22 protein-coding genes are annotated in these 25,606 nt (G+C 62.3%); 17 read left to right on the top strand and 5 right to left on the bottom strand.

Annotated elements, in window-relative coordinates:
- Positions 1-443 precede the first annotated feature (443 nt).
- Positions 444-1,073: a hypothetical protein gene (locus W911_RS14135; protein ID WP_244438535.1), complete on the top strand. Its 630-nt coding sequence runs from the start codon at positions 444-446 to the stop codon at positions 1,071-1,073.
- A 97-nt stretch (positions 1,074-1,170) separates the two neighbouring features.
- Here the strand turns inward: W911_RS14135 and W911_RS14130 are convergent, their stop codons facing one another.
- Both W911_RS14130 and W911_RS17505 read right to left on the bottom strand, forming a co-directional pair.
- Positions 1,171-1,851: a response regulator transcription factor gene (locus tag W911_RS14130; RefSeq protein ID WP_244438533.1), complete on the bottom strand. Its 681-nt coding sequence runs from the start codon at positions 1,849-1,851 to the stop codon at positions 1,171-1,173.
- A gap of 22 nt (positions 1,852-1,873) precedes the next feature.
- Complete coding sequence (locus tag W911_RS17505; RefSeq protein WP_144083610.1) at positions 1,874-2,422, bottom strand: hypothetical protein; 549 nt, start codon at positions 2,420-2,422, stop codon at positions 1,874-1,876.
- Between the two features lie 506 nt (positions 2,423-2,928).
- On the opposite strand from W911_RS17505, the gene W911_RS14120 reads away from it, so the two are divergent.
- The 13 genes from W911_RS14120 (at position 2,929) to W911_RS14060 (ending at position 14,473) form a co-directional block, all read left to right on the top strand.
- Positions 2,929-4,749, top strand: coding sequence for a methanol/ethanol family PQQ-dependent dehydrogenase (locus tag W911_RS14120; protein ID WP_425277592.1), 1,821 nt, complete (start codon positions 2,929-2,931; stop codon positions 4,747-4,749).
- 251 nt (positions 4,750-5,000) lie between these two features.
- Entirely contained in the window at positions 5,001-5,876 is an 876-nt protein-coding gene (gene moxJ, locus W911_RS14115; protein ID WP_023788221.1) for a methanol oxidation system protein MoxJ, read from the top strand.
- A gap of 158 nt (positions 5,877-6,034) precedes the next feature.
- Positions 6,035-6,550 (top strand): cytochrome c(L), periplasmic, encoded by a 516-nt coding sequence (gene moxG, locus W911_RS14110; RefSeq protein ID WP_244438531.1) that lies wholly within the window; start codon positions 6,035-6,037, stop codon positions 6,548-6,550.
- Positions 6,551-6,647: 97 nt separating this feature from the next.
- Positions 6,648-6,938 carry a methanol dehydrogenase [cytochrome c] subunit gene (locus W911_RS14105; protein ID WP_023788219.1) on the top strand — a complete coding sequence of 97 codons (291 nt, stop codon included), beginning with the start codon at positions 6,648-6,650 and terminating at the stop codon, positions 6,936-6,938.
- A gap of 167 nt (positions 6,939-7,105) precedes the next feature.
- Positions 7,106-8,155: an AAA family ATPase gene (locus tag W911_RS14100; RefSeq protein WP_023788218.1), complete on the top strand. Its 1,050-nt coding sequence runs from the start codon at positions 7,106-7,108 to the stop codon at positions 8,153-8,155.
- Positions 8,156-8,180: 25 nt separating this feature from the next.
- A complete protein-coding gene (locus W911_RS14095; protein WP_041318863.1) occupies positions 8,181-9,038 on the top strand; it encodes a DUF58 domain-containing protein in 858 nt (285 codons plus the stop codon).
- Between the two features lie 3 nt (positions 9,039-9,041).
- Positions 9,042-9,953 carry a hypothetical protein gene (locus W911_RS14090; protein WP_023788216.1) on the top strand — a complete coding sequence of 304 codons (912 nt, stop codon included), beginning with the start codon at positions 9,042-9,044 and terminating at the stop codon, positions 9,951-9,953.
- Positions 9,950-10,960 (top strand): vWA domain-containing protein, encoded by a 1,011-nt coding sequence (locus tag W911_RS14085; RefSeq protein ID WP_023788215.1) that lies wholly within the window; start codon positions 9,950-9,952, stop codon positions 10,958-10,960. The genes W911_RS14090 and W911_RS14085 overlap by 4 nt, the downstream gene beginning before the upstream one ends.
- A 2-nt stretch (positions 10,961-10,962) precedes the next feature.
- Positions 10,963-11,577, top strand: coding sequence for a hypothetical protein (locus W911_RS14080; RefSeq protein WP_023788214.1), 615 nt, complete (start codon positions 10,963-10,965; stop codon positions 11,575-11,577).
- Positions 11,577-12,569: a vWA domain-containing protein gene (locus W911_RS14075; RefSeq protein WP_023788213.1), complete on the top strand. Its 993-nt coding sequence runs from the start codon at positions 11,577-11,579 to the stop codon at positions 12,567-12,569. Before W911_RS14080 ends, W911_RS14075 begins: the two co-directional genes overlap by 1 nt.
- An 8-nt stretch (positions 12,570-12,577) precedes the next feature.
- The gene (locus W911_RS14070) at positions 12,578-13,111 is read left to right on the top strand and encodes an SRPBCC family protein (protein ID WP_023788212.1); all 534 of its coding nucleotides are present in this window, start codon (positions 12,578-12,580) and stop codon (positions 13,109-13,111) included.
- A 32-nt stretch (positions 13,112-13,143) separates the two neighbouring features.
- On the top strand, positions 13,144-14,103 hold the full coding sequence (locus W911_RS14065) for a YncE family protein (protein ID WP_023788211.1): 960 nt from the start codon (positions 13,144-13,146) through the stop codon (positions 14,101-14,103).
- 34 nt (positions 14,104-14,137) lie between these two features.
- Positions 14,138-14,473 carry a hypothetical protein gene (locus W911_RS14060; protein ID WP_023788210.1) on the top strand — a complete coding sequence of 112 codons (336 nt, stop codon included), beginning with the start codon at positions 14,138-14,140 and terminating at the stop codon, positions 14,471-14,473.
- A 113-nt stretch (positions 14,474-14,586) separates the two neighbouring features.
- Here W911_RS14060 and W911_RS14055 read toward each other — a convergent pair whose 3' ends face one another.
- Entirely contained in the window at positions 14,587-15,075 is a 489-nt protein-coding gene (locus W911_RS14055; RefSeq protein WP_023788209.1) for a hypothetical protein, read from the bottom strand.
- Positions 15,076-15,601: 526 nt separating this feature from the next.
- On the opposite strand from W911_RS14055, the gene W911_RS14050 reads away from it, so the two are divergent.
- Positions 15,602-16,915, top strand: coding sequence for an O-acetylhomoserine aminocarboxypropyltransferase/cysteine synthase family protein (locus W911_RS14050; protein WP_023788208.1), 1,314 nt, complete (start codon positions 15,602-15,604; stop codon positions 16,913-16,915).
- 102 nt (positions 16,916-17,017) lie between these two features.
- On the opposite strand, the gene W911_RS14045 is transcribed toward W911_RS14050, so the two are convergent.
- Together W911_RS14045 and W911_RS14040 are read right to left on the bottom strand one after the other, a co-directional pair.
- A complete protein-coding gene (locus W911_RS14045) occupies positions 17,018-19,351 on the bottom strand; it encodes a TonB-dependent receptor family protein (protein ID WP_081717750.1) in 2,334 nt (777 codons plus the stop codon).
- 493 nt (positions 19,352-19,844) lie between these two features.
- Positions 19,845-22,193, bottom strand: coding sequence for a TonB-dependent receptor family protein (locus tag W911_RS14040; RefSeq protein ID WP_023788206.1), 2,349 nt, complete (start codon positions 22,191-22,193; stop codon positions 19,845-19,847).
- A gap of 799 nt (positions 22,194-22,992) precedes the next feature.
- Here W911_RS14040 and W911_RS14035 point away from each other — a divergent pair.
- Positions 22,993-24,627 carry an MASE1 domain-containing protein gene (locus tag W911_RS14035; RefSeq protein WP_041316603.1) on the top strand — a complete coding sequence of 545 codons (1,635 nt, stop codon included), beginning with the start codon at positions 22,993-22,995 and terminating at the stop codon, positions 24,625-24,627.
- A gap of 37 nt (positions 24,628-24,664) precedes the next feature.
- Positions 24,665-25,276 carry a response regulator transcription factor gene (locus W911_RS14030; protein ID WP_023788204.1) on the top strand — a complete coding sequence of 204 codons (612 nt, stop codon included), beginning with the start codon at positions 24,665-24,667 and terminating at the stop codon, positions 25,274-25,276.
- Positions 25,277-25,606 lie beyond the last annotated feature (330 nt).

Genomic DNA, 25,606 nt, shown 5'->3' with positions numbered 1-25,606 from the left:
CGATCCGAAGAGTAAATCATCGCCGATATGTGCGAACTGGCGGCCGGGCTGGAATCGGGTCTCGTCCAGAATAGGTGCCGATGTGACGTGGCGATTTCGCCGGCCGTTATAGAGCGGGGCTCCCCTTCTACCCATGTTCGGATTTCAAGGGGGCCTCATTGCGGTTGCCTCGCATGGGCGGTTGGAGGGAGGTCGACCGGACCGCATCTCGCGCGCCGACCGGACGAGCGCGACACCTCTCGCGAGGCTTAGAGCGCGTGCGAGTATATGTCGGCACGCGATGGGATCGTGGTCGGCCTATGCCGGATCTGGAGAACGATAGCCCGCAGAAAAGGCGGCCCAGTAGAGACCGGGATATAATCCCCGCCTGTTCTGCCATGACACGGCAGGTGAGGTACGCCAAGAGCTACCCCAAATAACAACCGTTATAGGGAGAGAGCCTCGTGAAGCGATTGATGCTCGTGGCGGGACTGCTGTTCGGATTGACCGCGACGGCCCACGCCGATTGCACGGCGGAGGTGGACCAGGCCTTTAGTAAGTTGCGCGGCGGAAAGGGATTTCGCGTCGAAACGAAGATCGTCCATGAAAAGCAGGGCACGCTGGACATGACGGTGGATTACATCCTGCCCGACCGGATGCACCAGCGCGTCCGCATGGGCAACAGCCCCGCCCTCATGGAAACGGTCGCCATCGGCGAGAAGGTCTGGTCGAACCAGGGGCAGGGCTGGACGGAGGTGCCGCAGAATTTTGCGGAGGCGATTGTCGGGCAGCTCAAGGAGCAGGTCTCTCCCTCCACGAAGAACATCCTCAAATACGAGTGCCTGGGCGAGACCGAGTTCGAAGGCAAGACCTACCTAGCCTACAAGGCCGCGCTGCCCGTTCCCGTCGAAGAGCGGCCCAAGAGCGCGCCGGAAGTGCCGGCCCAGCCCGACAACGTGCAGACGGTCTACATCGACAAGGAAACGGGCCTTCCTCTGCGCAATGTCGTGACCAAGCCGGACAAGCCGGACGAGCGCGTGTTCGACAGCACGTTCTCGACGCCGGCGAACGTCGTCATCAACGAGCCGGGCTGACGCGCGCCGCAACAGTTGTTGCTCGCAAAAAAACGCGGGGGGCGATGCGCTCCCCGCGTTTTCGTTTTGCGGTATCAGGTTTCGGCGCTTGCGGGCACTAGTCGCGATTGCGGCGCCCCGACGGTCCGGGCAGATGCTGGATCGCAATCCGCATCAGCTCCGGCAGGCTGCGCGCGCCGAGCTTCATCTTGATCTGCGATGTCGTGTTGGCGACGGTCTTGTAGCTGATGTTGAGTTCTTCCGCGATGACGCCGTAGGACTTGCCTTCCGCAATCAGGGAAAGCGTTTGCAGTTCGCGAACGGTCAGCGCTTGCAGCGGGCTTTGGTTGAGCCGCGTTTCGCTGAATGCGATTTCCGATGCCACCTCGTGACTGAGATAGGGCTTTCCGCTGCGCACGGTATGGAACGCCTTGAGGAACTCGTCCGAAGGTGCGTCTTTCAGCAGATAGCCGGTCGCGCCTGCTTCCAGCGCGCGGCGAATGATCATCGGATCGCTGTGCATGCTGAGCACGAGGATCGGCGTCTTCTTGTCGTGCAGCCGAAGCCTGCGCACGAACGAAAGACCGCCGAGTGCGGCCGTCTTGATCGAAAGATCGACGATGATCACATGCGGGTGATGGGCGCGGTACTGCCGGTAGCCGTCGGCAAGCCCGCCTGATTGAAGCACGCGAGCGACCTCGGCCTCCTCCAGAATGCGTGCGCATCCCTGCAGCACGAAGGGGTGATCGTCGATGATGAGCACGCGAAGTTGCTCAGCGCTTTGCATGGCTAGTCCCATTGGTCGTCTATCCTCGGCACAGTCACGATCTTTTGCCGCTGTAGCGGGCTTTCAAGTCGGCGAGCGCGTCTTCGCGCGTCAGTTTCGCCGACCTCAGATTGAAATAATGTTGAGTCACGGCGCCAAAGCCTTCTGTCATTCCGGCGTCGTTGGCAATGCCGGTCAGATCGTCGAGCAGCGATATGGCGCTTTCTTCGATGCCAAGCGGCGCGAGCATATCGGAAAGTTGCGCGGAGCGGTTCGCGATCATGCGCTCGCTTTCCCGATAGACCCCGTGCGCGGCATCGAGCCGAGCCGCAACCCGCTGGACGTCCGCGTCGTCGACGGGACGGAGCGAAGCCTCGCGGCGGCTCACGAGCCACTGCGCCGGCGTGATCTGGTGGCCGAGATCCAGCCACTTGACCTGATGCGGTGCTGGGGCCTCGGTCGTCGTTTGCGCTTTGTTGCGCGCGTCGGAAGCTTCGTCGCTGCATGCACTCACGGCCGCGCCCATGATGAGGCTCAGCGCCAGCAGCGAAAGGCGTCGGCTCATGCGAGCCGCGACCGCAAAGGAAAGACGATCGTTCAGCACGTTTCCACCCGTCTCCACAGCGTTACGGCTTGGCTAGAATGACAAACTTTTCTTGAAGATGAACACCACAAGACGAGCGAAAGCGTCGATCACAATAACGTTACATCGTTACGTTTTTGCCTGTTGTCCGTGCACGCCCGGCGCCTTTGCATCTTCTTCCTGCCGATGTCTGCCAGTTGGACTAGAGACCGGATCGAATGTCGCAGTCTAGCTTCGCGGCACGGTGCGATCTGATGGTCTCAAGTGGCGATAAACAAGTCCTTAGAGACCGGACAAGATCGGACCGTGAGCGATGTCTCGGGACGTGGGTCACGAGGGCATCGCGAGACTGGAAAGAGGCGGACTTCGGGACGGTCCCCTGGGGCGTGCAGGTACTGTGCGCTCCAAGCGACTTCGCGTGGCAACCGCCTCGGCCTTGGGATGGATAACGCGAGGTTTTGGGAATGATGAAGCACCTGGGTAAGGGGCTGTTGGCTGGCGCGTCGTGCGTTGCGCTTACGGTCGCCATGGGTTCGGCATCCTCCACGTTTGCGAACGACAAGCTCGTTGAGCTGTCGAAGAGCAACGAGGCATGGATTATGCCGGGCAGAAACTACAGCTCGCAGAATTACAGCGAAAACAAGCAGATCAACACCGAGAACGTGAAGGACCTGCGCGCTGCATGGTCGTTCTCGACCGGCCTGCTGCACGGCCATGAGGGCACGCCGCTGGTCGTAGACAACGTGATCTACGTCCACACGTCGTTCCCGAACAACACGTTTGCTCTGGATCTGGACGATCCCGGCCGCATCATCTGGCAGCACAAGCCGAAGCAGGATCCGGCCGCTCGCTCGGTTGCTTGCTGCGACCTCGTCAACCGTGGTCTGGCTTACTGGCCGGGCGACGGCGATGCACCGCCCCTCATCGTCAAGACTCAGCTCGACGGTCACCTTGTGACGCTCAACGCCAAGACCGGCGAAGAGTATTGGAAAGTCGAGAACGGCGACATCTCCGTCGGTCAGACGCTCACCCAGGCTCCTTATGTCATCAAGGATCTGGCGATCGTCGGTTCGTCGGGCGCTGAGCTCGGTGTTCGTGGTCACGTGACCGCCTACAACATCAAGACCGGCGAGCAGGTCTGGCGCATCTACGCGACCGGCCCGGACTCCGACGTTGGCCTGATGGACAACTTCAACGATGCCAACCCGCACTTCGGCCAGAAGAACCTCGGCACGGAAACGTGGGAAGGCGACGCCTGGAAGATCGGCGGCGGCACCAACTGGGGTTGGTACGCTTACGATCCTGAGACGAACCTCTTCCACTACGGCTCGGGCAACCCGGCTCCGTGGAACGAGACCATGCGTCCTGGCGACAACAAGTGGACCATGACCATCTGGGGCCGCGATGCCGACACGGGTCTTGCCCGCTTCGGCTATCAGAAGACCCCGCACGACGAGTGGGACTATGCTGGCGTGAACGTCATGATCCTTTCGGAGCAGACGGACCGCGAAGGCAAGAAGCGCAAGCTTCTGACCCATCCCGATCGTAACGGCATCGTCTACACGCTCGATCGCGAGAACGGTGACCTCATCTCGGCTGACAAGCTCGACGATACGGTCAACTGGGTGAAGCAGGTCGACCTCAAGACGGGTCTTCCGGTTCGCGATCCTGAGTTCGGCACCCGTATGGACCACCGCGGCAAGGAAATCTGCCCGTCGGCCATGGGTTACCACAACCAGGGCCACGACAGCTACGATCCCACGAAGGAACTCTTCTTCATGGGCATCAACCACATCTGCATGGACTGGGAGCCCTTCATGCTTCCGTACCGTGCGGGTCAGTTCTTCGTCGGCGCCACGCTGTGGATGTATCCGGGTCCGAAGGGCGATCGCCAGAACTACCTGGGTCTTGGTCAGATCAAGGCCTACAACTCGATCTCTGGCGAGTACAAGTGGGAGAAGATGGAGCGCTTCTCGGTTTGGGGTGGCACGATGGCTACCGCAGGCAACCTGGTGTTCTACGGAACGCTTGATGGCTTCATCAAGGCTCGCAACTCCGACACCGGCGACCTGCTCTGGAAGTACAAGCTTCCCTCGGGCGTGATCGGTCACCCGATGACGTATGAGCACAAGGGCACGCAGTACGTCGCCATCATGTATGGCGTCGGTGGCTGGCCGGGCGTTGGCCTCGTGTTCGACTTGCAGGATCCGACCGCCGGTCTTGGTGCCGTCGGCGCCTTCAAGAACCTGCAGAACTACACCCAGATGGGTGGCGGCCTCCAGGTGTTCTCGCTCGATGGCAAGAACCCCTACTCCGAGGACGTCAACGTCGGTGAGTACGAGGGCTAAGACAGCCTAAGGTTTCGCCGCAGCGCTGAATGGCGCTGCGGCGGAGCTGCCCAAACAATCGAAAACAAGCATGAGGTTCATGTGCAGGCGCCACCTTGAGAAGGGCGGGCTCGGCAATGGATCGACATGAGGGGCAAAAGCCGCAACGCAAAGCCGGAGACCATCCGCTGCGCGAAGAGACGGCGAGGCCAAACGATCGGACCTGCGAAAGATCAGATCGGCACACAAGAGGAAAACCTAAGGTGACAGTAATGAAGCGTTACGCATCCTCCCGCTTCTTCGGATTCAAGTCCGCCCTCTGCGCGCCTCTCCTTGCAGTTGGTGTTCTTGCCGCGCCGGCGATGGCTGACGACGGCGAAAATCAAAGCAACAAGCTGCGCATCTGTGCCGCGGCCGATGAGCTTCCCTATTCCAATCGCGACCGTTCCGGCTTTGAGAACAAGATTGCCGAAGTTCTCGCCGACGCCATGGGTCGTGAAGTGCAGTTCGTGTGGTTCTCGAAGCCCGCGATCTACATCGTCCGCGACCAGCTCGAAATGAAGATGTGCGACGTGGTCATGGGCCTCGATACGGGCGACGACCGTGTTCTGACATCGAAGCCCTACTACCGCGCCCCCTACGTCTTCATTCAGCGCAAAGATTCCAAGCTCGACATCAAGGACTGGAATAGTCCCGATCTCGCCAAGGCCGGAAAAATCGGCTTCACGCCGGGAACGCCCGCGCAGGTGATGCTGGAGAAGATCGGGCTCTTCCGCGAGCACTTCAACTACATGCATTCGCTGACCAACTTCCAGGACCGGCGTAACCGCTTCACGCGTATCCCGCCGCAGAGGATGGTGAACGAAGTCGTCAATGGAACGGCGGATGTCGCAATCAACTTCGCTCCCGACGTCGCACGTTACGTGAAGGCGTCCGAGCAAGTCGAACTCACCGTCATTCCGGACGACAACGTCCGTAGCGACGGTGAGAAGGTCCCGCATCACTTCGATCAGTCTGTGGGGGTCCGCAAGGACGACACGGCACTTCTCTCGGCGGTGAATCTCGCGCTGGAGAAAGCCAAGCCGCAGATCGAGGAAATCTTGAAGGACGAGGGCATTCCGCTCGTAACGGGGCTGCCGCGCTCGTGAGGCGAGAGAAGTGGATCCGCGTGGGTCTCCGCTTCTTCAGTCTGCCGAGTTCAACCGAAAACGACGATAAACGGTGCGACGAGAGAATGAGAACGATAAAGAGCAGTGTTGTGTTTGCCGCCGCGGCGTTGGTGCTGGGTGGCGTGTTCGGAAGTGCAATGGCTCAGGGTTTGAGCTTTCGCCATACGGTCACCGGCGAGGATCTGAAGGTTCTTGAAAAGGCACCCGAGGAAGGGCGCGACACCGAGGCGGTGAAGCACTTCCTGGAGACAGGCCAGAACCTTTACACCGAGCAGAAGGCATGTCTGAAGGCGGGCGAAGAGGCCTACCTCGTGGGGTGCTCCGGCTGTCACGGGCACGTTGCGGAAGGCAAGCTAGGCCCCGGCCTCAACGACGATTACTGGACCTATCCGAAGAACAAGACGGACAAGGGCTTGTTCGAAACGATCTTCGGAGGCGCCCAGGGCATGATGGGCCCGCACGCCCACACGCCGCTCGACGAGCAGCTCCGTCTGATTGCGTGGATCCGCCATCTCTATGCAGAGGCAGATCCGTCCGAGGCGGGCTGGCTCAGCGACGAGCAGAAGGCGAACTACAAGCCGTTCGATATCAAGGAACACGAAGCCCTTGGCGAAAAAGCGTTCGAGGGCGAGTGCAAGGTATCCGCAAACTAATCGGGCACGCGCCTTTCGAGGTGCTCCGGGAGCGTGCGGTGCAAGGGCGGACAAACCGCCTGAGATTGGAAGACGCTGATTGGAGGAAAACTGACCCATGAAGATCAAAGCTCTTGTTACGCTCGCCGCTAGCGCGGCGATCCTGGCCGCTGGCGCCGGCATGGCCGCTGCTTACGACGGCACCAACTGCAAGGCCCCCGGCAACTGCTGGGAGCCGAAGCCCGGTTATCCGGACAAGGTTGCTGGCTCGAAGTACGACCCGAAGCACGACCCGAAGGAACTCGCCAAGCAGCAGCAGGCTCTTGACGATCAGTCCGCCCGCAACGCGAAGCGCGCCGAGCACTTCAAGAAGACCGGCAACTGGGTCTACGACGTCTCGAAGCTCTAGAAGCATCGAACGTCTAAGTCTCCTCGGCTGCAGTGCCACGCTTGCAAGGGGTGCCCTGCTTCCTCTCCGAGGGTTCTTGGGGTGCGGCTTCGGCCGCACCTCCTTTTGAACTTGGCAAGCGGTGTTCGGCGCGCCGCGAGGATCCATGAGGATCCAAGAGGATCCAAATGCAATTGAACAAGAACGATGCCGGCGAAGAAGCCGGTCGCGTCGACTTGCCGGCATGGCGGGGCCGCGCCGAGAAGTTCGAAACGGAAGTCGCCAAGGCCGTCGTCGGCCAAAGCCGCGTCATTCGCCTCTTGACGATCGCGCTCTTTGCCCGCGGCCACGTGCTGCTCGAAGGCGATGTGGGCGTCGGAAAAACGACGTTACTCCGCGCTGCGGCGCGCTGCGTCGGCGGGTCCTACGAGCGCATCGAGGGCACCATCGACCTGATGCCCGGCGACCTCGTCTACCACACCTATCTTGCTGAGGATGGCCGTCCCCGCGTGGACGAAGGCCCTGTGCTCCGCGCGGGCGAAAACCTCGCCATCTTCTTCTTCAACGAGATCAACCGCGCCCGTCCGCAGGTGCATTCGCTGCTTCTCCGCCTGATGGCGGAGCGTACCGTCACCGCGTTCAACCGCGAGTTCCGCTTCCCCCACCTCACCGTCTTCGCCGACCGCAACCGCGTCGAGCGCGAGGAGACGTTCGAGCTTCCGGCAGCCGCCCGCGATCGCTTTCTCATGGAAATCGCCATCGAAACGCCGGCCGACGCCGCGACGCGCCGGGGCCTCGCGTTCGATACCCGCTTTCACGATACGGATCGGCTGATCGACTCGTTGGCGGAAGGCATCCTTCCTTATGACGAGTTGAATGACATCGGCAGCGCCATTCAGAGCCGCGTCAAGACGAGCGAGGCGCTCGAACGCTACGTGCTCGATCTGTGGCAGGCGGTGCGCAAGCCGGGAGACGCGGGGATCGAAATTCCCGGCGTCGATACGTCTCGCCTGGTCTCTGCCGGCGCGAGCCCGCGCGGCCTCTCCTACCTCGTTCGTGCGGCCCGCGTTGCAGCGTGGCTCGATGGGCGTGAAATCGCAGTGCCCGAGGATGTCCGCGCTGTCTTCTTCGAGACGATGGCGCACCGCATCTTCTTCGAGCCTGTTTACGAGATGCGCCGCGAAACCATCGCTCGCGAACTGATCGACAGGCTGTTCGCGACGGTTCCTGTCCCGTGAGACGCGTCCGATGAGCGCGAGTTCGATGAACGCTGCTGTCCCCGTCGATCTGCCGTACAGGATCGTCTGGCGAAGCCGCGCGCTGCGCCAGGGGATGCACCGCAGCTCGCAATGGGGCGCGGGCGGCATGTTCCGCGACCTTGTCTCGCTGACCGAATATCCGGACCCGCGCCGTATCGATCTGCGCCAGAGCCTGCGCGATCCGTTCGAGGCGCTCCACGTGCGGCGCTTCGAAGAGAAGAGCCAGATCGGCGTGACGATGCTGCTCGACGTTTCGGGCTCGATGGGCTTCGAAGGACGCGCGCGCAAGATGGCGATCGCCGCCGAACTGGCCGAGGTGTTCGCAACGGCGGTTCGCCGCGCGGGCGATACGTTCGCGCTCTATGCGGCCGACGAGGCGGTGAGGGATGAACTCGGGTCGCCGCCCACACGCTCGCGGGCGGGCGAAGCGGAGATGGTGGCCGCGCTCCGCGCCTTCACCCCTGAAGCGCGCAGCGCCTCCGGTCTGGTCGAGGCAGCCCGGAAAGTGGGCCAGAAGCGCAATCTCGTGATTGTGGTCTCCGACTTCCTGTTGCCGGAGGCAGAGCTCGAAGCGCTTTTCGAGGCGCTTGCGGCGCACGACGTGCTCCCGATCCGTCTGGTCGACTCGCGCGAAAGCGCTGACTTGCCGTCCTGGGGGCTTATGGAAATCTCCGATCTCGAAACTGGCCGGCGACGCCTCGTAGCCATGCGGCCTTCTTTGAAGGCCGAGTGGCAAAGGAGGATCGAGGCCCGCCGGTCTTTTTTCCAGTCCCTGGCTGCGCGCTACGGCCGCCAGCCGTTCGAGATTACGGATCGGATCCGCTGGGATCGCCTCGGCGCCCACTTGGCTACGGGAGCGTAAACGATGTTGCGGGCAGCCCTCGCCGTTCTTCTCATCGCAAGCGTTTTTGAGAGCGCTGCCGCGGAAGTGCGCGGCGTCGTCATGCACGAGACGCGCGCCATGGGGTATTTCATCGGCGATACCATCACCCGCACGGCCGAGATCGAAACCGGGCCCGACGATGAGATCTTGCCGGCGGCCTTGCCGCGCCCGGGGCTTCTCAACTACTGGCTCGAATTGCGCGACGTCGAGCTGTCGTCCGAGCGGCGCGGCGACGGGCGCGTCCACAAGCTCACGCTGACCTACCAAACGTTCTACACGCCCCTCGACACGCGCCGCCTCGTCATTCCCTCGTCAGAGATTGCCGTGCGCACGGCCGACGGCACGGAAAACGCCAAGATCCCCGCCTTCAGCTTCATCATGTCGCCTTTGCGCGAGGTCTTGCCCCAGAAGTACAACGACGAGGACGGGTATCTTCTGCCGGACTCGGAGCCTGATAAGCGCCGGTCGGGCGCGCTCCGCACCGCTGCTCTCGCAGCGGCCGGCCTTGCCGCGCTGTTCCTGATCCTCCTCGCGCGTGACCTTGCCTGGTGGCCCTTCAATCGCCGTCCGGCGCGTCCGTTTTCGCGCGCCGCCCGCGAGGTGTCTCGCGTGCTCGGAACAGAGAACGGTGAAGGCTACCGCGGCGCGCTGCTTGCACTGCATCGGGCGTTCGACAGTGCAGCGGGCCGTCGCGTGCTTGCGTCCGACCTCGACCGTTTCCTCGTCACGCATCCTGAGCACGGGGCCAACCGCGCCGATGTCGAGCGCTTCTTTGCGGCATCCCGCACCGTCTTCTTCGGAGATGCCGAGCGGGAAGGGAAGATGGGCCTGCCGCCGTCGGAGCTGCGCGCGCTGGCGTCCACACTCGCCCAGCAGGAGAGAGCGGCCCGATGAACATCGCGCTCGCCACGCCCTGGGTGCTTGCCCTGCTGCCGCTGGCGCTGCTGCCGCTCGTGTTGTCGGCAAACCGGCCGGAAAGCTATCCCTCCATCGACACCATGGAGGCCGATCCGCTCTCCTCGATATTGAATTGGATCTTGCGTCTTGCCGGCGCCATCGCGATTGCGGCGTTGATCCTCGGAATCGGCGGCATCCACCGGCTGGGACAGACCGTCGAGAAGACAGGCGAGGGCGCGCATATCGTCCTCCTCATCGACCGTTCGTCGAGCATGGACAACAACTTCGCCGGCCGCCCGCCCGAGGGCGGAGAGGAGAGCAAGTCCGCGGCTGCGCGTCGCCTGCTGCGCGACTTCGTGCTCGAACGCGATCACGACCTGATCGGCGTCGCGGCGTTTTCGACATCGCCCATGCACGTGCTGCCGATGACCGATCACAAGGAAGCGATCCTGGCCGCCATCGACGCGATCAACCGTCCGGGGCTTGCCTTCACGAATGTGGGACGTGGCCTTGCGCTCGCGCTCGACATCCAGGAGGCCGACCCCTCGCCCGCCGCGCGCGCGATTGTGCTCGTGTCGGACGGCGCCGCCGTCATCGACCGAGAGGTGCAGGAACTGCTGCGCAAGGCCTTCGCGCGGCGGCCCATCAATCTTTACTGGCTGTTCATGCGCACGCAGGGCACGCCTGGCATCGATGCCAAGCCCGAGCCGGGGCAGCGCGACACGCCCCAGGCGCTCCCGGAGCGTCATCTCGACATTTTCTTCAAGTCGCTGGACGTCAAGGCATACCGGGCGTTCGAGGCCGAGAGTCCCCAAGCCGTGGAAGAGGCGATCGACGAGATCGCGACGCTCGAACGCAATCCCATCACGTATGTCGAGCGAATTCCGCACGAGGATCTGAAGCCGCGCGCGTTCGGCGTCGCGCTCGCAGCGATGCTCGTGCTGATCGCCGCGCGCCTGGCTGAAGTGAGGCTCGTGCCGGCAAGAGAGCGGGAGGCCATCTGAGCATGGAACAGAAAGAGAGCGCCCTGAAACGCTTGGCCTGCAGTGCGCTGCGTGGTTTCCGTAAAGTGCGCACCATTCTTCTGACGGCGGGTCTCACGGTCTCCGTCATCGCTCTCGGCGTGCTGACGTGGAACGTTTATCGGGTCAACCAGGACAACGTGACCATTGCCGCGCTGGCCGCCGGAGACGATATCGAAATCGATTACACCACCGCCTCCGACGAAGTGATCTTCGCGCGCTCCCGCTATCTTCTGTACCGGGAGCGCCGCGAGGAAGCGCAGACGCTCTTGGATCTCGGCGGATCGCGAATGACCGACCCGAGTCTCCGCGCGCGCCTGCTCTACAACCATGCCAACGCCCGCGTGCGCGATGCCGTCTCCGCCATCGAGAAAGGCGATCCCGCGCGCGCCATCCCGCTGACGCAGCTTGCCAAGGACGAATATCGCCTGGCCCTCCGCCTGGATCCGTCCAGCTGGGACATCAAGCACAATCTCGACGTCGCCATGCGTCTGGTGCGCGACTTCCCAGGCTATGAAGGTGAGGCGGAGGAGGTTCCGGAAGACGCGCCGAAGAACCTGTGGACCGATCTGCCCGGCGTCCCGCGAGGGCTGCCGTGATGCGTGAGAGATTGGAGGATGCGCGGTTCTGGGTCTTGCTGGCTGCGATGGCGCTGACGGCGCTTGCGCTGCTTGTCCCGCGCATTCAGATGACGCGCAACGTCTACGACGTCGTCGCAATCGTCGATCTCACGAAGTCCATGCTCGTGCGCGACATGCACGTGAACGGAAAGGAAGCCGACCGCCTCGAAGCCACCAAGCGCGCTCTGACGCGGCTTTTGGCCGACATGCCCTGCCAGTCGCGTCTGGGCCTCGGCATCTTCACCGAGCGCCGCTCCTTCCTGCTCTTCAACCCCGTCGAGGTCTGCGAGAACTTCGCTCCTATCGAGATCGCCATTCAAAGCCTCGATTGGCGCATGGCGTGGGAAGGCGACAGCATGGTGACGAGCGGCGTCTACAGCGCCGTTCATATGGCCGAGGATCTGGGCGCCGATCTCGTCTTCTTGACGGACGGGCACGAGGCGCCGCCCCTTCCTCCCGGTGGCGGGCTTCCCGACTACGATGGCGAGATCGGCAAGGTTCGCGGCTTCCTTGCGGGGGTCGGCGGGCGGGACAAAGTGCCGTTGCCTAAGCTCGACGACGACGGCAACGAGACTGGCCATTACGGCCACGACGACGTCCCGCAAGAGAACCGTTCCGGTGCTCCGCCGCCGGACGCGCACCTGCGTCCCGGCTGGCACCCGAAGTGGGCGCCATTCGGCACCGATCCGCCGAAAGGCGACGAGCATCTGGCCTACGTGCGAAGCGAGTATCTCGAAAAGCTGGCGGCAAAGACCGGCTTGGCGCACGTGGACCTGATCGATGCGCCCAATCTTCTGCCTGCGGTCCGCGCGCATGCGCGGCCGCGGCCGGTGGAGGTGTGGGTGGATATTCGCCCGATTCCGGCCGCGCTCGCACTTGCGCTTTTGGTGGCTCTTTACGCCGCGCCGTTTGCGGCGCGAGTGGCGTCTCAAGCGTGGGCCGGCGGACAAAACAGACTTCAAACGAAATGAGGAAGAAAATGACGCGTATTTTGAAATCGATTTGCGCCCTGACCTTGTCGCTGATCGCAGCCACGGCGGCTTTCGCGCATGGTCCTACGCCTCAACGGGCCGACGAAACGATCGCCATCGCCGCGCCGCCCGCAAAGGTGTGGGAAGCGCTTAAGAACTTCGGCGACGTGAGCTGGCATCCCGGCATCACCAAGGCGGAAGCCACCGGCGGCAACGACACCGGCGCCTCGCGCACCATTACGCTCGCGACCGGAAATCTGGTCGAGGGTCTCGACGAGTACAGCGATGAGGAGATGACCTACGGCTATCGCCTCTCGACCGAGAACCTCGAAGCGTTCCCGGTGAGCTTCTATTCAGGAAAGATCACGGTGACGGCGGCCGGCGACGGCAGCGAGGTGACGTGGATCAGCCGCTTCTACCGCGCTGACACCGGCAACTTCCCGCCTGAGCATCTGAACGACGCCGCGGCCGTCAAGGCCATGACCGAGTTCATGCAGCAGGGCCTCAACGGCCTCAAGGCGAAGGTCGAAGGGCAAGGGTAACGAGGCGCTTCTGCCTGCGGAGGTCTTGGGTGATGTCGAGCGTGTTGCGAAGCACGGTTGCCGCGATGCTGTGGATCGGTTGGGCGGGCGCTGCAGCCGCCGAGCGGATCTATATCCTCAGTCAGGACGGCGCCGTTCTGAGCGAAGTCGCCCCCGGGGCGGAAGCGCCAGCAGATGGCGCGGTCATTAAGCTCGAAAAGGGCCCGGCTTTGCTCGCGCTCGCACCCGATGCACCGCTGGCTTACGTCACCCACTCCGATCTCGGTCAGGTGGCGGTCGTGGATCTCGATCGGCGCCGTGTGGTGCGAATGATCGAGGTGCCCGGCTCGCCGTTTGGCATCGCCGCCGGCAAAGGCGGGCGCATCTTCGTCGGCGACTGGCATCAGGATCACGTCATCGCCGTCGACACCGCAGGCGATGGAGAACCCACGTTAACGAAGGTCAAAGTCGGCCGTGCGCCGGCACACGTGGTGCTGTCTCCCGACGGAGAGACGGTGTTCGTCGCCAATCGGGAGGACGACAGCGTGAGCGCCGTTCGCACATCCGACATGACCGTTGCCGCAACGATCCCTGTCGGGCACGCGCCGTTCGCCATGACGCTGTCGCCGGACGGCGCACGCCTGTTTGTCGGCAACATGCAAGGCGGCTCGGTGAGTGTCGTCGATACGGCTAAGCTCGCCGTGACGGACACGTGGAAGACCGGCGCCATGCCGTACGGGGCGGCGGTGACGCCGGATGGCACCCGCGTCCTGATCACGCATCAGGGTGGCGGAACCGTGGGCATATTCGCAGAGACCGATACCGCGCTCGCGACCGTCAAGGTCGGCAGTTATCCCGAAGGCGTGGCGATCGGAGAGAACGGCAAGCGTGCCTACGTCGCCAACTGGTTTTCCGACAACGTCTCGGTCATCGATCTCGAATCGATGAAAGAGGTCCAGCGGATCAAGACGCCTGCGGGCCCGCGCGCAGTCGTCGTGCGCGCCGCGCCGTGATGTCGTGTGCGGTAAAGCGGAGAGGAAACGCGTCATGAAACGCGCTTCACGACCAATCCTTGCGGCGCTTGGCGCCATGATGCTCTGGCTTCCATCGGCCTCCGCCGACGAAGGCCATTTTTGTGGAGACGCGGTAGAGAGCGGACGGTCGTCAGGCGACACCCGCGACGAGGCCGAGACGAAGGCAAAGGGCTGGTGGTCGTCGCGCGCGGGCACGTCTGGCCGCGGCTATGAGCATTGGGAGCACGCCCGCGACAAATCCGTGGAGTGCACCGAGGATAATGTCGGAAAGGTCTATTGCAAAGCGAAGGGGCGCCCCTGTCTGCCCGCGGGGACGCTGCCCGACAACGTGCCGAAGATCGAAATGTGAGGGGGCCGCGTAGGCGCAGCATCGATCGGGCGGAGCCGCACGATGCGGTAGGGATGGCTCCGAGATCTCTTGGACCATCACTTCAGGCCCTATCAGTCTGAAGCGATCACGACCTAGTGCAGCATGGCGCCGCCTGCTGCCACCCTCGTCTCGGGGCGGCCGAGCGCTGCCGCCGTCATCCCGAAACGCGCGGCCGCTCCCGCAAGCACAGGGGCTTCGGGTCTGCGCGCGAAATGTGCCGCCGCGTCCGCGATCCCGGATCGGTCGCCTTGGCAGCCCGCGCGCATGAGTGCGACGAGATCCCACTCATCCTCCGTGATGCGCTGGCGGCAGACAGGACAATGCGGCGAGAGGTACCCGAACGTGCCGTAGCGCTCCGTTCGCATCGCACGCACGAGAACCGCGATGCGGGCCGCAATCCCGGGGCCCAGGTCCGCCCCAAATCTATTTTCTGCGTGACTGATGGCGGAATCCAAGCCATCGACGCGATTGTGCTCATAGCTGGTGCAGTGAAGCCGCAAGAGATACAGCCATTCGCGCTCTATCTCGCCGAGACCGGCTGCGTGAATGTCCGGAAGGATTCCGTGGTCCTCAGTGCACATGAGACGCCTCTTTCGTGTCTCTCTTCGCCGGAGAAGCGGCGTATGCCGCGCCGAAATGCATGTCCTGGCATAGAAGCCAGCTTGCGAACGAAACCAACGCCGCCCCCGAATGCCGACGCCTCTCCGAATGAAAGAGCGGCGGTGCCCGATCTGGTCTCGGAAGAACGACCGATAGGGTCACCGCCGCCAACTTGGGAGCCCAGGCAGTGCGGGAGGATCTCTGGACCCCAAGCTCGGGGATCACGCGCGAGATGCGGACATCGAAACGCGGACAAGAGCACCGTACTAATCTTGAATTATGCAGTCAACAAATAAGGGAGGGTAGTTTGCCGCAGGGGTGCCGCATCGGAGGAGAATGAATAACCATCGCAGAAATTCGCCATTCCGAACATGGAATGAAAGCCTTACGTCGCATCCCATAGCCGCAGTTTCGGACGCATGACGGGCCGGTTCCGTTGGGCTAGCCTGCGGCCGGTATCGACCGGCACGAGCCCAATCAGAAACTGCTCAAGGGAGGATGACGGAAATGACCGATCGTGAAGATGCACCCAAGGTTCAAAGACCGGAAACGGTCGTGCTCCATGCCGGCTGGCGGGCCGATCCTTCGACCGGTGCGGTGGCTGTGCCGATCTACCAGACCACATCCTATCAATTTCGCGATACCGAGCACGCCGAGAACCTCTTCGCGCTGAAGGAACTCGGCAACATCTACACGCGCATGATGAACCCCACGACCGATGTTCTGGAGAAACGTGTGGCGGCGCTCGAAGGTGGTGTCGCGGCACTCGCCGTCGCGTCCGGCCAGGCCGCATCGGCGTTCGCGCTTCAGAACGTTGCGCGCGCGGGCGACAACGTCGTGAGTTCCACCGACTTGTACGGTGGAACGTGGAACCTGTTTGCGAACACGCTGAAAGACTTGGGCATAGAGGTTCGCTTCGTCGATCCGTCGGACCCTGAAAACTTCCGCCGCGCAACCGACGACCGCACGCGAGCCTATTACGCTGAGACGCTGCCGAATCCCAAGCTCGCCGTGTTTCCCATCGCGGAAGTCGCTGCCATCGGCCGCTCGCTCGGAATTCCGCTGATCGTCGATAACACCGCCGCACCCATCCTATGCCGCCCGCTCGATCACGGCGCCGCCGTCGTGGTCTATTCGTCCACGAAGTATTTGGGCGGCCATGGCAACTCCATCGGTGGCGTGATCGTCGATGGCGGCAATTTCGATTGGGCCGCGCATCCCGCGCGGCAACCTGCACTCAACACGCCCGATCCGAGCTATCATGGCGCGGTTTGGACGGAGGCCGTAAAGCCGCTCGGCCCTATCGCCTACATCATTCGCGCGCGCGTCGTCCTTTTGCGCGATCTCGGTGCGGCGCTCTCGCCGTTTAACGCGTTTCTTTTGTTGCAAGGTATCGAGACGCTGCCTCTACGCATCGTGCGCCATTCCGAGAACACCGCCGTGGTTGCGGATTGGCTCGCGAAACACACGGCGGTGACGCGGGTGATTCACCCCTCGCAGCAGAGCGGCGAGCAGCGCGCGCGAGCCGATCGCTATCTCAAGGGTGGACAAGGTGGTCTCGTCGGCTTCGAGCTCAAAGGCGGGCGTGACGCCGGCCGCCGCTTCATCGATGCGCTGAAGCTCTTCTATCATGTCGCCAACATCGGCGACGCGCGCAGCCTCGCCATCCATCCCGCATCGACGACGCACTCGCAGCTCTCGGCCGATGAGCTTCGCGCAACAGGCGTGACGGATGGTTACGTCCGCCTCGCGGTGGGCCTTGAGCACATCGACGATATTCTCGCCGATCTCGAACAGGCGCTTGCCGTAGCCGAGGCGTAGCGGACACCGATTTCCACGTAGCGCGATTTCCGAAAACGAAAACCCCCGAGCCTGGGATCCAGGCTCGGGGGTCACTGCGCCATTCGGGAGAAGGAGCGTCAGTTAGTTGTCGAACTTCCACGTGAAGCCGGCCCAGAGGGTACGTCCAATGCCGGGCTTCGCGCCGTCATTGCGGTCGGCGATGTAGAACTCGTCGGTGAGGTTCTGGCCGGAGACGAACAGCGTCAGCGCGGTGTTCGGCACATGATAGTTGGCCCGTGCCGACAGCAGCCACACATCCGGAACGATGCCAAGCGTGGAGTCCGTGTGAACGCGCGTGTTCTCAGTGTCGGCGAAGAAGTCACCGATATAGGTCCATGTCACGCTTGCGTCCCAAAGACCACGCTCTTCGATGCCGAGCGTGAGGTTGGCATAGTGGAGCGGGCTTTCCGGAACGCGGTTGCCTACGGGAGCGTCGACATCGGAACTCTTGGTGATCTCCGCGTCGGCATAGGTGTAGGTCGCCTCACCGAAGACGTTGAACCGTCCCCCGGTAAACGGCTGGCTGTCGAGACGCGTATAGATCTCGAAACCGTCGATCTCCACCTCGTCCACGGCGCCGTAGATCGCGTTGCCGAGGGCGTTCGACTCCGGTCCCTTGATCTGGAAGTTGTCGATCCGGTTATGGAAGAAGGCGAAGTCGAGCGTCAGGCCGCGCACGGCGGTGGTGCGGAAGCCGAGTTCATAGTTATCGCCCTTTTCGTCGGGTAGCGGCCAGGCAATCTCATCCGCGTTGCGTGCGATGTGAGGCGATATTCCTTGGTGGAAACCGCCGTAGATTGTGCTGCGGGGCATGATTTCCCACGCGAACGCGATTCCGGGCAGCACCACGTCGTGGTTGCTGCGCGCTCTCGTTCCCTCCTGGGCCGTGTCATCCCGCCACACGAGACGATCGCGATCGACGTCATAGTTCTCGAAGCGGACGCCTGGCGTGATCGTGAGGTTGCGCGTGACGTGGATCGCAGTCTGAAGGAAGGCCGCGAAGGAATCGGCCTCATACTTATCGAGCACATCCCGGCAGCCGCCAACAAACGGACCCGCGAGCAGCGGACGGCTGTTACAATTGCGCAGCGAGTGATGCTCGTAGCGAACGCCAGCCTGGAAGTCATGCGTCATTCCGCCGAACAGTGGAAGGTTCGCAAACTCGATGCGGCTGTCCACGCCAGAAAACCGATAGGTGCGTTCGCGACCGCGATAATCGCCGAGGGCGGCTCCGCGATATTCAAAACGGTTGCGTTCGTGGTCTTGATGATAGAGCCGCGTGGTTAGTGTCGTATCGGAGTCAATGTACCAATTGTGAGCGGCCTGAATACGGTAAAGGTCCGCGTTATAGGTGTTGCCGTCGTTCCACGGCCCGCCGTACTCGAAGCCGCCATTCGGATCTCCGCTTTTGCGGCGGCGGTTTGAGAAGAAGTCTGCGTCTGTCCCCTGCCAGTTCTGCTCATCGTATTTGTCACGCTGGCGGAAGTATCCGCCTGAGATCGTGAGATCCTGGTTCGAGCCGCGGAAGCCGAGCGCACCATAGAAGTCGTTGTATCCGAGTTCCTCGTTGTCCCACGCGCCACCTGCATCGCCGCCGGAATACGAGACCACGACGCCGACGTTGCCGAGGCTCTGCCGCGTATGGACGTGACGGAAATTGCTGACGTCCTTTTCGACACCCTCAGTGTGTCCGATCGCCGCCTTGATCACCGTTTCGTTCGGGCCGAACGGGTTGAGATTGCGGAAATTGACCACGCCATGGTTCGTGAGCGGGCCCTGGGAGACAACCATGCCGCGCATCACCTCAACGCTCTCGATGCGTTCCGTCGGTGGCGTGTAGTGGGTGGAAGCGTCGATGTAAGGGGCGAAGTTGATCGGAACTCCGTCCTCCATGACAAGGACCTTGCGCGAGCGCCGCGCCTGCGAACCGCGGATGCCGATGTTCGCGTGACGCCCCATGCCGTCGTCTTGGATCACCATCACGCCGGGCACGCGCGACAGCAGTTCATGGTTGTTGAGCGGACGCTGGTGTTCGATTTGTTCGCTCGAGACGTGGGTCACGGACCCGGTGAAGTTCTGCGTGTCGGCCGGCAGAATTCCGCGCGAGGGATCGACAGGGCTGATTGAGCTTTGATTGTCGACGACCCGTCCATCCGACGCGCGGTCTCCCGGAGCGGGAACGGCCGGTTCGGCGTCCACATAATCATAGGCAGGTGGTGGTTGAGGCGTCGGAGTAGCGGCCTTTGCTGCGGGCGCGGCCTTTTTCTTGGCGGCTGGCGCCTTCTTCTGAATGACTTCGACTTCCGGCAGCGCGCCATCGGCAGGCTGAGCGGCCTCCTGCGCAAACACAGGTGAGGCCATAAGCCCCACCGCTCCGGCCATCACCGTGAGCATAAGCTGTCGACGTACCAACATCCGAACCCCTCCCAGTAACTCTTGCCGGGATTGTCCGGCAAAAGCGTCCCCATCCTCAGTTCACTGCTGTTCCTTGCACGCCTCGCAGGTCAAAACCTGCGCCCCCGTGATTGGAACAGTTTCGTTATAAAGTTGCCGCATGTTCACGGGGCGGTGATGGCCCAGCAACTGAGGAAGCGTACGGGCGGAGGCATCTCCCAGCGGCAATACCGATGGGAAATTACGTAAAAATCAACAATTTCAGGATGTTGGCCCTGTTGTCCGGGATATATTGGCAATGAGCTTGCCAGTCAACACCCGGGAAAATAGGTGCGCACCGAGAGGGCTGCTCGCCTGCGCCGAGCCGATTCTTCGGCTGAAGACCTTAAAGGGTGGTCCGTGAACCGCCCAGTCCGCGAGACCTTCGATCCGCGAAATCAGATCGGGGCTCGAAGGTCTCGCGTCCTTGGGAGAAGGTACTGGGCGGCCCGAGGGAGCCGCCCAGGGTCGTGTCTTAGTCGAACTTCCAGGTAAAGCCGCCCATGACGGTGCGGCCGAGACCGGCCTTGTACCCGCCAGAGACTTCACTGATGTAGAACTCGTTCGTGAGATTCTGGCCGCTGGCCCACAAGGTGACCGCGTCAGTCACGTGGAAGTTTGCGCGTGCCGATAGCAACCATTCGCTGTCGGTCTCGTTTGCGAACGTGTTTTCTTCGTCCATGTAGAAGCTGTCGCGGAACGTATAGGTCACGCTAGCATCCCAAAGATCGCGATACTGAACGCCGAGCGTGAGGTTCGCGAAGTGCTTCATGGCCTCCGGTGCCGTGTTCCCGGCAACGGAAACGCCAGCATCGTCGACGCCCTTTTCGATCTCCGCGTCGGCATACGTGTAAACGGCTTCACCGAAGACGTTCCAGGGCCCTCCCGTGAACGGCTTGCTGTCGATGCGGCCGTAAATTTCGAAGCCGTTGATGTGGACTTCCTCAAGGCTCGAATAGACGGCCGAACCGAACGGGCCCCGGAAAGCTTCCCTGAACTGATAGTTGTCGATCCGGTTGTGGAAGTAGGCCAGATCGAGCGTTACGCCACGCACGGCCGTCGTGCGGAAGCCAAGCTCGAAGTTATCGCCGATCTCGCTGTCCAAAGGCCATCCGTCGACGCCTGCATCGCCTGCGTCGCGCACGATATGCGGTGTGAGGCCGCGATGATATCCGCCATAGAACGTCGAACGCGGAGCTGCTTCCCATGAGAATGCGAGCATCGGCAGCAGCTCGTGATGGTCGGACGTAAGCGTTGCCGGATTGTTGACCGGTGCGCCGCTGTTGAATTCGCGGCTATAGCTGACGTCATAGCTCTCGAAGCGCACGCCGGGCGTGACGGTGAACGTCGGCGTAATATGCACGGCAGCCTGGACGAAGGCGGCAAAGGCCTGAGCGTCGAGCTGTTCCTTGCGGGCTAGGTCGCCCGGCCTGTTGATGCCCAATCCTGGTCCACCTTCGCGGTTCATATTGGTGAACCACTGCTCCTCGTAGCGCACACCGGCTTGAAGGTCGTACGTCATGCCGTTGAAGAGCGAGCGATTGGCGAACTCGACGCGCGTATCGAAGCCAACGTTCTGGTAATGGCGATCGCGTGTTTCCATCTCTGTGGGAACAACGGCGTTAGCGGCATCGTCGGCAAAGTACGAACGAACACGGTGGCTGTCGGCCCCGTAAAGTCGGGTGGACAGCGTGGTGTCACGGTCGAAATAGTAGTTATGTGCGATCTGCAGGCGATAATGATCGGCTTCGTAGACGTTGTCGTCCATGCCGACGATGCCGGTCCCTGGCGTATCTTCGGTAAAGGCGGGGTTGTTGTCGGCCTTCCTGCGCCCGTTGGCGCGGAATTCGGCTTTGCTACCGTTGAAGTTGTATTCGTCGTAGTTGTCGCGCTGGCGGAAATAACCGCCCGAGATCGTGAGATCCTGGTTGGAGCCGCGGAAGCCGAGCGCACCATAGAAGTCGTTGTAGCGCAGGACCTCATTGTCCCAGGATCCGCCCGTATCGGCTCCCGAGTACGAAGCGACGACGCCGACGTTTCCGAGGTTCTGGCGTGTATGAACGTGACGGAAGTTGTTCACGTCCTTATCCACGCCTTCCGTGTAGCCGATGCCGGCTTTGACGACGGTCTCGTTGGCGCCAAAGGGTGACAGGTTGCGGAAGTTGATGACGCCGTGGTTGTTGAGCGGACCGTAGTTGACGATCGGCCCGCGCATCACCTCGATGGATTCCACGCGCTCGATCGGCGGCGTGTAGTGAGTCGAGGAATCGATATAGGTCGAGAAGTTGATCGGCTGGCCGTCTTCCATGACCAGCACTTTGCGCGACCGGCGATAGGTGGAGCCGCGGATACCGAAGCCGCCGTGGCGTCCGGCGCCGTCGTCTGTCACGGTGATCACGCCGGGCACGCGCGCGAGCGCCTCGTGGTTGGTGAGGGGATGCTGCTGATCGATGTCGTCGCGCGTCACCCGCGTTGCGGCGCCCGAGAAGTCCTGCAGATCGTCAGGAAGCATCGTGCGGGCGTTGATCGGCGAGATGGGGCCGATTGCGGCGCGCTCGGCGGCGCCGCTGCTGTTGGTCGCTCCGTAGGGCGAGTTCTCCAGCGCAGCGGCCGGCTCCGCATCGACGTAATCGTATGCGGGCGGAGGTTGGGGCGCCGGAGAGGCCTGCTTCGGCGCTGCAGCCTTCTTTTTGGCGGCCGGTGCCGGTGACTTTTTCTGGATCACCTCGACTTCAGGCAACGCGCCCTCTGCGGGCTGCGCAGCCTCTTGAGCCAGCGCGGGCGATGTCATCACCGCCACGGCGCCAGCCATGACCGATAGCATTAGGTGTCTACGTCCTGGCATTCAAACCCCTCCCCGTACGCGCTTGCCGGCTACTCCCGGCAGGACAAGTCGTTAATCCCCCAGCAGACATCCGCAAACTCCCGCGAATTCTACCAATGATCCCAGTGCCTTTCACGGCTCCGGATGGTTAGTTTTGCTATAAAGTTTCAATAATCTCCCGAGCACATGCTTTAGGTGTCGCCTTGATGCAGCAATTGGGGATGCGCACTGGCGGTGACATCAGTCGGGAAAGTGTCCTACGGATAACTACGATAAATGGCGTAAAATCGGGAATAAATCCCTATTTAGCCGGGATAATTCCGCAACAATGCCGGGAGCCCGTCGTGCGGTCTGACGTCAATCAGGCCTCGTGCGGACGCGGATTAGGGGGTGGGGAGACGGTCGCGGTCTTGATCGTCGAACCAACCGCCTCCCTCCGGCCATCGACAGCAGCAGAATCGGTCTCGATGAACGCATCCGGACACGGTGTCGAACGGTCACCACAGCGATTGGATCGTCCTTCGATCTAATGCCGACTGCGGCAGGACAGGGCATGCATCGAGTGTGTCGTGACGTTCGGGTGCGCCCGCAAGCCTCCTAAAATAGGCCGCCCAATGAAGGGTTACGCGCGGCGCTACGGGCCTCCCCGCTTCTGGACACGATCCGCAGTCACTTTTATGCATGAAAGGGCTGATGGCGCGGCGCTCTCACCGATCATAGGCGCGGGGATGGCGGCCCACACCCCGGGGATAAGGACGGCGCCTGCGGGGTTCGATCGAGCGTCCAACCGGAGATGGCGATGTACAACTGGACGCAGGAGGCGGTCGCAAGAAACTTGCCCGTCGCTGCTCTGTTTTCACGCGCTCCGATCGCGATCGGACTCGCGTTCGTCGCCAGCTATGTTCTGGTCGATTGGCTGGGCGACCTCAGCCATGTGGCAGCCATCGGCGTCACGCCATGGAACCCTGCAACGGGCCTGAGCTTCGCCCTCGTGCTTCTGCTTGGTCGCGAATACATCCCTTGGCTTTTCATTGCGCCGTTCGTGTCCGGGATGGTGGTGCCGTCCGAGCCTTTGCCGCTCGACGTCAATCTGCTCGGGGCCACGCTGATGGGGCTGGGATACGGCAGCGCAACGGCTCTCCTCACGCTGCCAAAGCTCAGGTTCGACCGCACCCTCAGCACCCGCCGCGCACTGATGCTGCTGATCCCCGTGGCCGCGGTGAGCACCGCACTCGTCGCAGTCGCGTATGTGGCGCTGTTGGCCGCCTCCAGCCTGATCGCTGCGGAGGATGTCGTCCCGACGGGTTTGCAGTGGTGGATCGGAAATATGATCGGCGTTACCGTCGTGACGCCGTTCCTCCTGATCCTCTTTACGCGCCGCAGGCTGCTGGTGCCGTCGATCGAACTCGCTGTGCTTGTCCTGGCGCTGGCGGCAACGGTCGCAGCAGTCTTTGGCCTGTCCGACACGTTCCGGTTCAAGCAATTCTACTTGTTCTTTCTGCCCGTCATGTGGACAGCCGTGCGCTTCGGGCTCGAAGGCGTGACGGCGGGCCTCGTGCTCACGCAGATCGGCCTGATGTCGGCGATGCAATATTCGGGGGTAGAGACGAGCGACATAACATCGTATCAAGCACTCATGATCGTACTCGCCCTGACAGGACTGACGATCGGCGCGGTGGTGAACGAGCAGCTCCGCACTCAGGCGCAGTTGCGCCAGAACCAGGAGGCGCTTGAGCGCGCGGCGCGCCTCGACACGATGGGCGCGTTCGCGGCCGTGCTGGCACACGAGATCAACCAGCCGCTGACGGCGATTGCCAACTATACGCGCCTCGTCAAGATGGCCGTGAACAAGGAGCCGACGGACAATGTGACGGCGCGCGAGGCAGCCGAGCATGCGGTTGCCCAGGTCGATCGCGCCGCCGAAGTCGTACGGCGTCTCAGGGATTTCATTCGTATGGGCACCAACGAGATGGTGCCTCAATCCTGCGTCGAGCTGGTCCGCGAAGCCATATCCCACTGCCGCTTCGACAGCGCCACTTCAAACGTGGAGGTGGAAACCCGCATTGCGCGCAATCTTCCGCCTATCGTGTGCGATGGGCTGCAAATTCAACAGGTGCTGATCAATCTGATCCGTAACGCCGCCGAATCCATCAACGCCGGAGGGCGTCCCGATGGGCGCATCCTCGTGTCTGCGAACCTCGTCGAGTCCGGCCGCGTGATCGTGAAGGTCGAGGACAACGGGCCAGGTTTCGACCCGGATATTCTCGCACGCGCCGTCGCGCCGTTCGCGACGACCAAGAGCGAGGGGCTGGGTCTCGGCCTCGCGCTGGCCCATTCGACCGCCGAGTCGCACGGCGGTCAGCTGTCTGTCGAGAACACCGGCAGCGGCGCCGCGGTATCGTTTACCCTTCCAACCACGGTGACCGGTACCTAAATAACGGCAGACAACACACAATAGGAATGGAGACGACGTGACCGTAGCTTTGATCGACGATGATTCCGCTGTCCTGCATTCGATGCGCCTTTTGATCGAAAGCCGGGACATTCCCGTCGCATGTTACGAATCCGCCGAGGCGTTTCTGGAGGAGTTGCCCGACAATAGACCGTCGTGCGTTGTGGCGGACGTGCGGATGCCCGGCATGACAGGGCTCGAACTTCAGCGTGAGCTGAAGTACCGCAATCTGGAAGCGCCCCTGATCCTCATCAGCGGGCATGCCGACGTCTCGATGGCGGTGCAGGCCCTCAAGAACGGCGCCTTCGATTTCTTCGAGAAACCCTATGACGGCGAGCGTTTTGCCAACAGCGTGACCGATGCGGTGCAGAAGGCACGCCGCCAGAGCACCGAGCAGAGCGAGCGCACCGATATCGCCGAGCGTCTGAAAGCCCTTTCGCCGCGCCAGCGCGAAGTGCTGGAGTTCGTGGCGGCGGGAATGTCCAACAAGCAGATCGCAGCCAAGCTTTCGATTAGCCCGCGCACCGTCGAGACGTATCGCGCATGGGTGATGGAGCGCATCGGCGCGCAGAACGTGGCTGATCTCGTTCGCAAGGTGAGCGCTTTGCTTCCGGCCGAGCCGCCGAAGTAGCGTAAGCCGGAGCGAGAAAATCGGCGGGACGTTTTGGTCTGGAACTTCCGTATCTGTCGCGTGTTGAACGAACACGCGGGCTTGAGGCCCGTTCTGGCGACAGAAAAAACGGAATCGGCCATGCGCTATATTCTTCTTTGGGCTTTGGGAGTCCCGGCATCGGTTTTGATTCTGCTTGCGCTGTTCGGCTGGATCTGAACCAGCACAAAAATAAGAAAAGCATCTCCCGCTCTGCGCTTCCGTAGCGTCTTCGTGCCGGCCCTTGAGGCCGGTTTCTTTTTTAGAAATCAGAAATCCTGGGGGCGTCAGGTTCGTGCGCGCTATGCAGGC

The sequence above is a fragment of the Hyphomicrobium nitrativorans NL23 genome (assembly GCF_000503895.1).
In the GTDB taxonomy this organism is placed as follows: Bacteria; Pseudomonadota; Alphaproteobacteria; order Rhizobiales; family Hyphomicrobiaceae; genus Hyphomicrobium_C; species Hyphomicrobium_C nitrativorans.
Note: the sequence above shows the minus strand (reverse complement) of the source record. Positions and strands in the feature narration are given on the sequence as shown.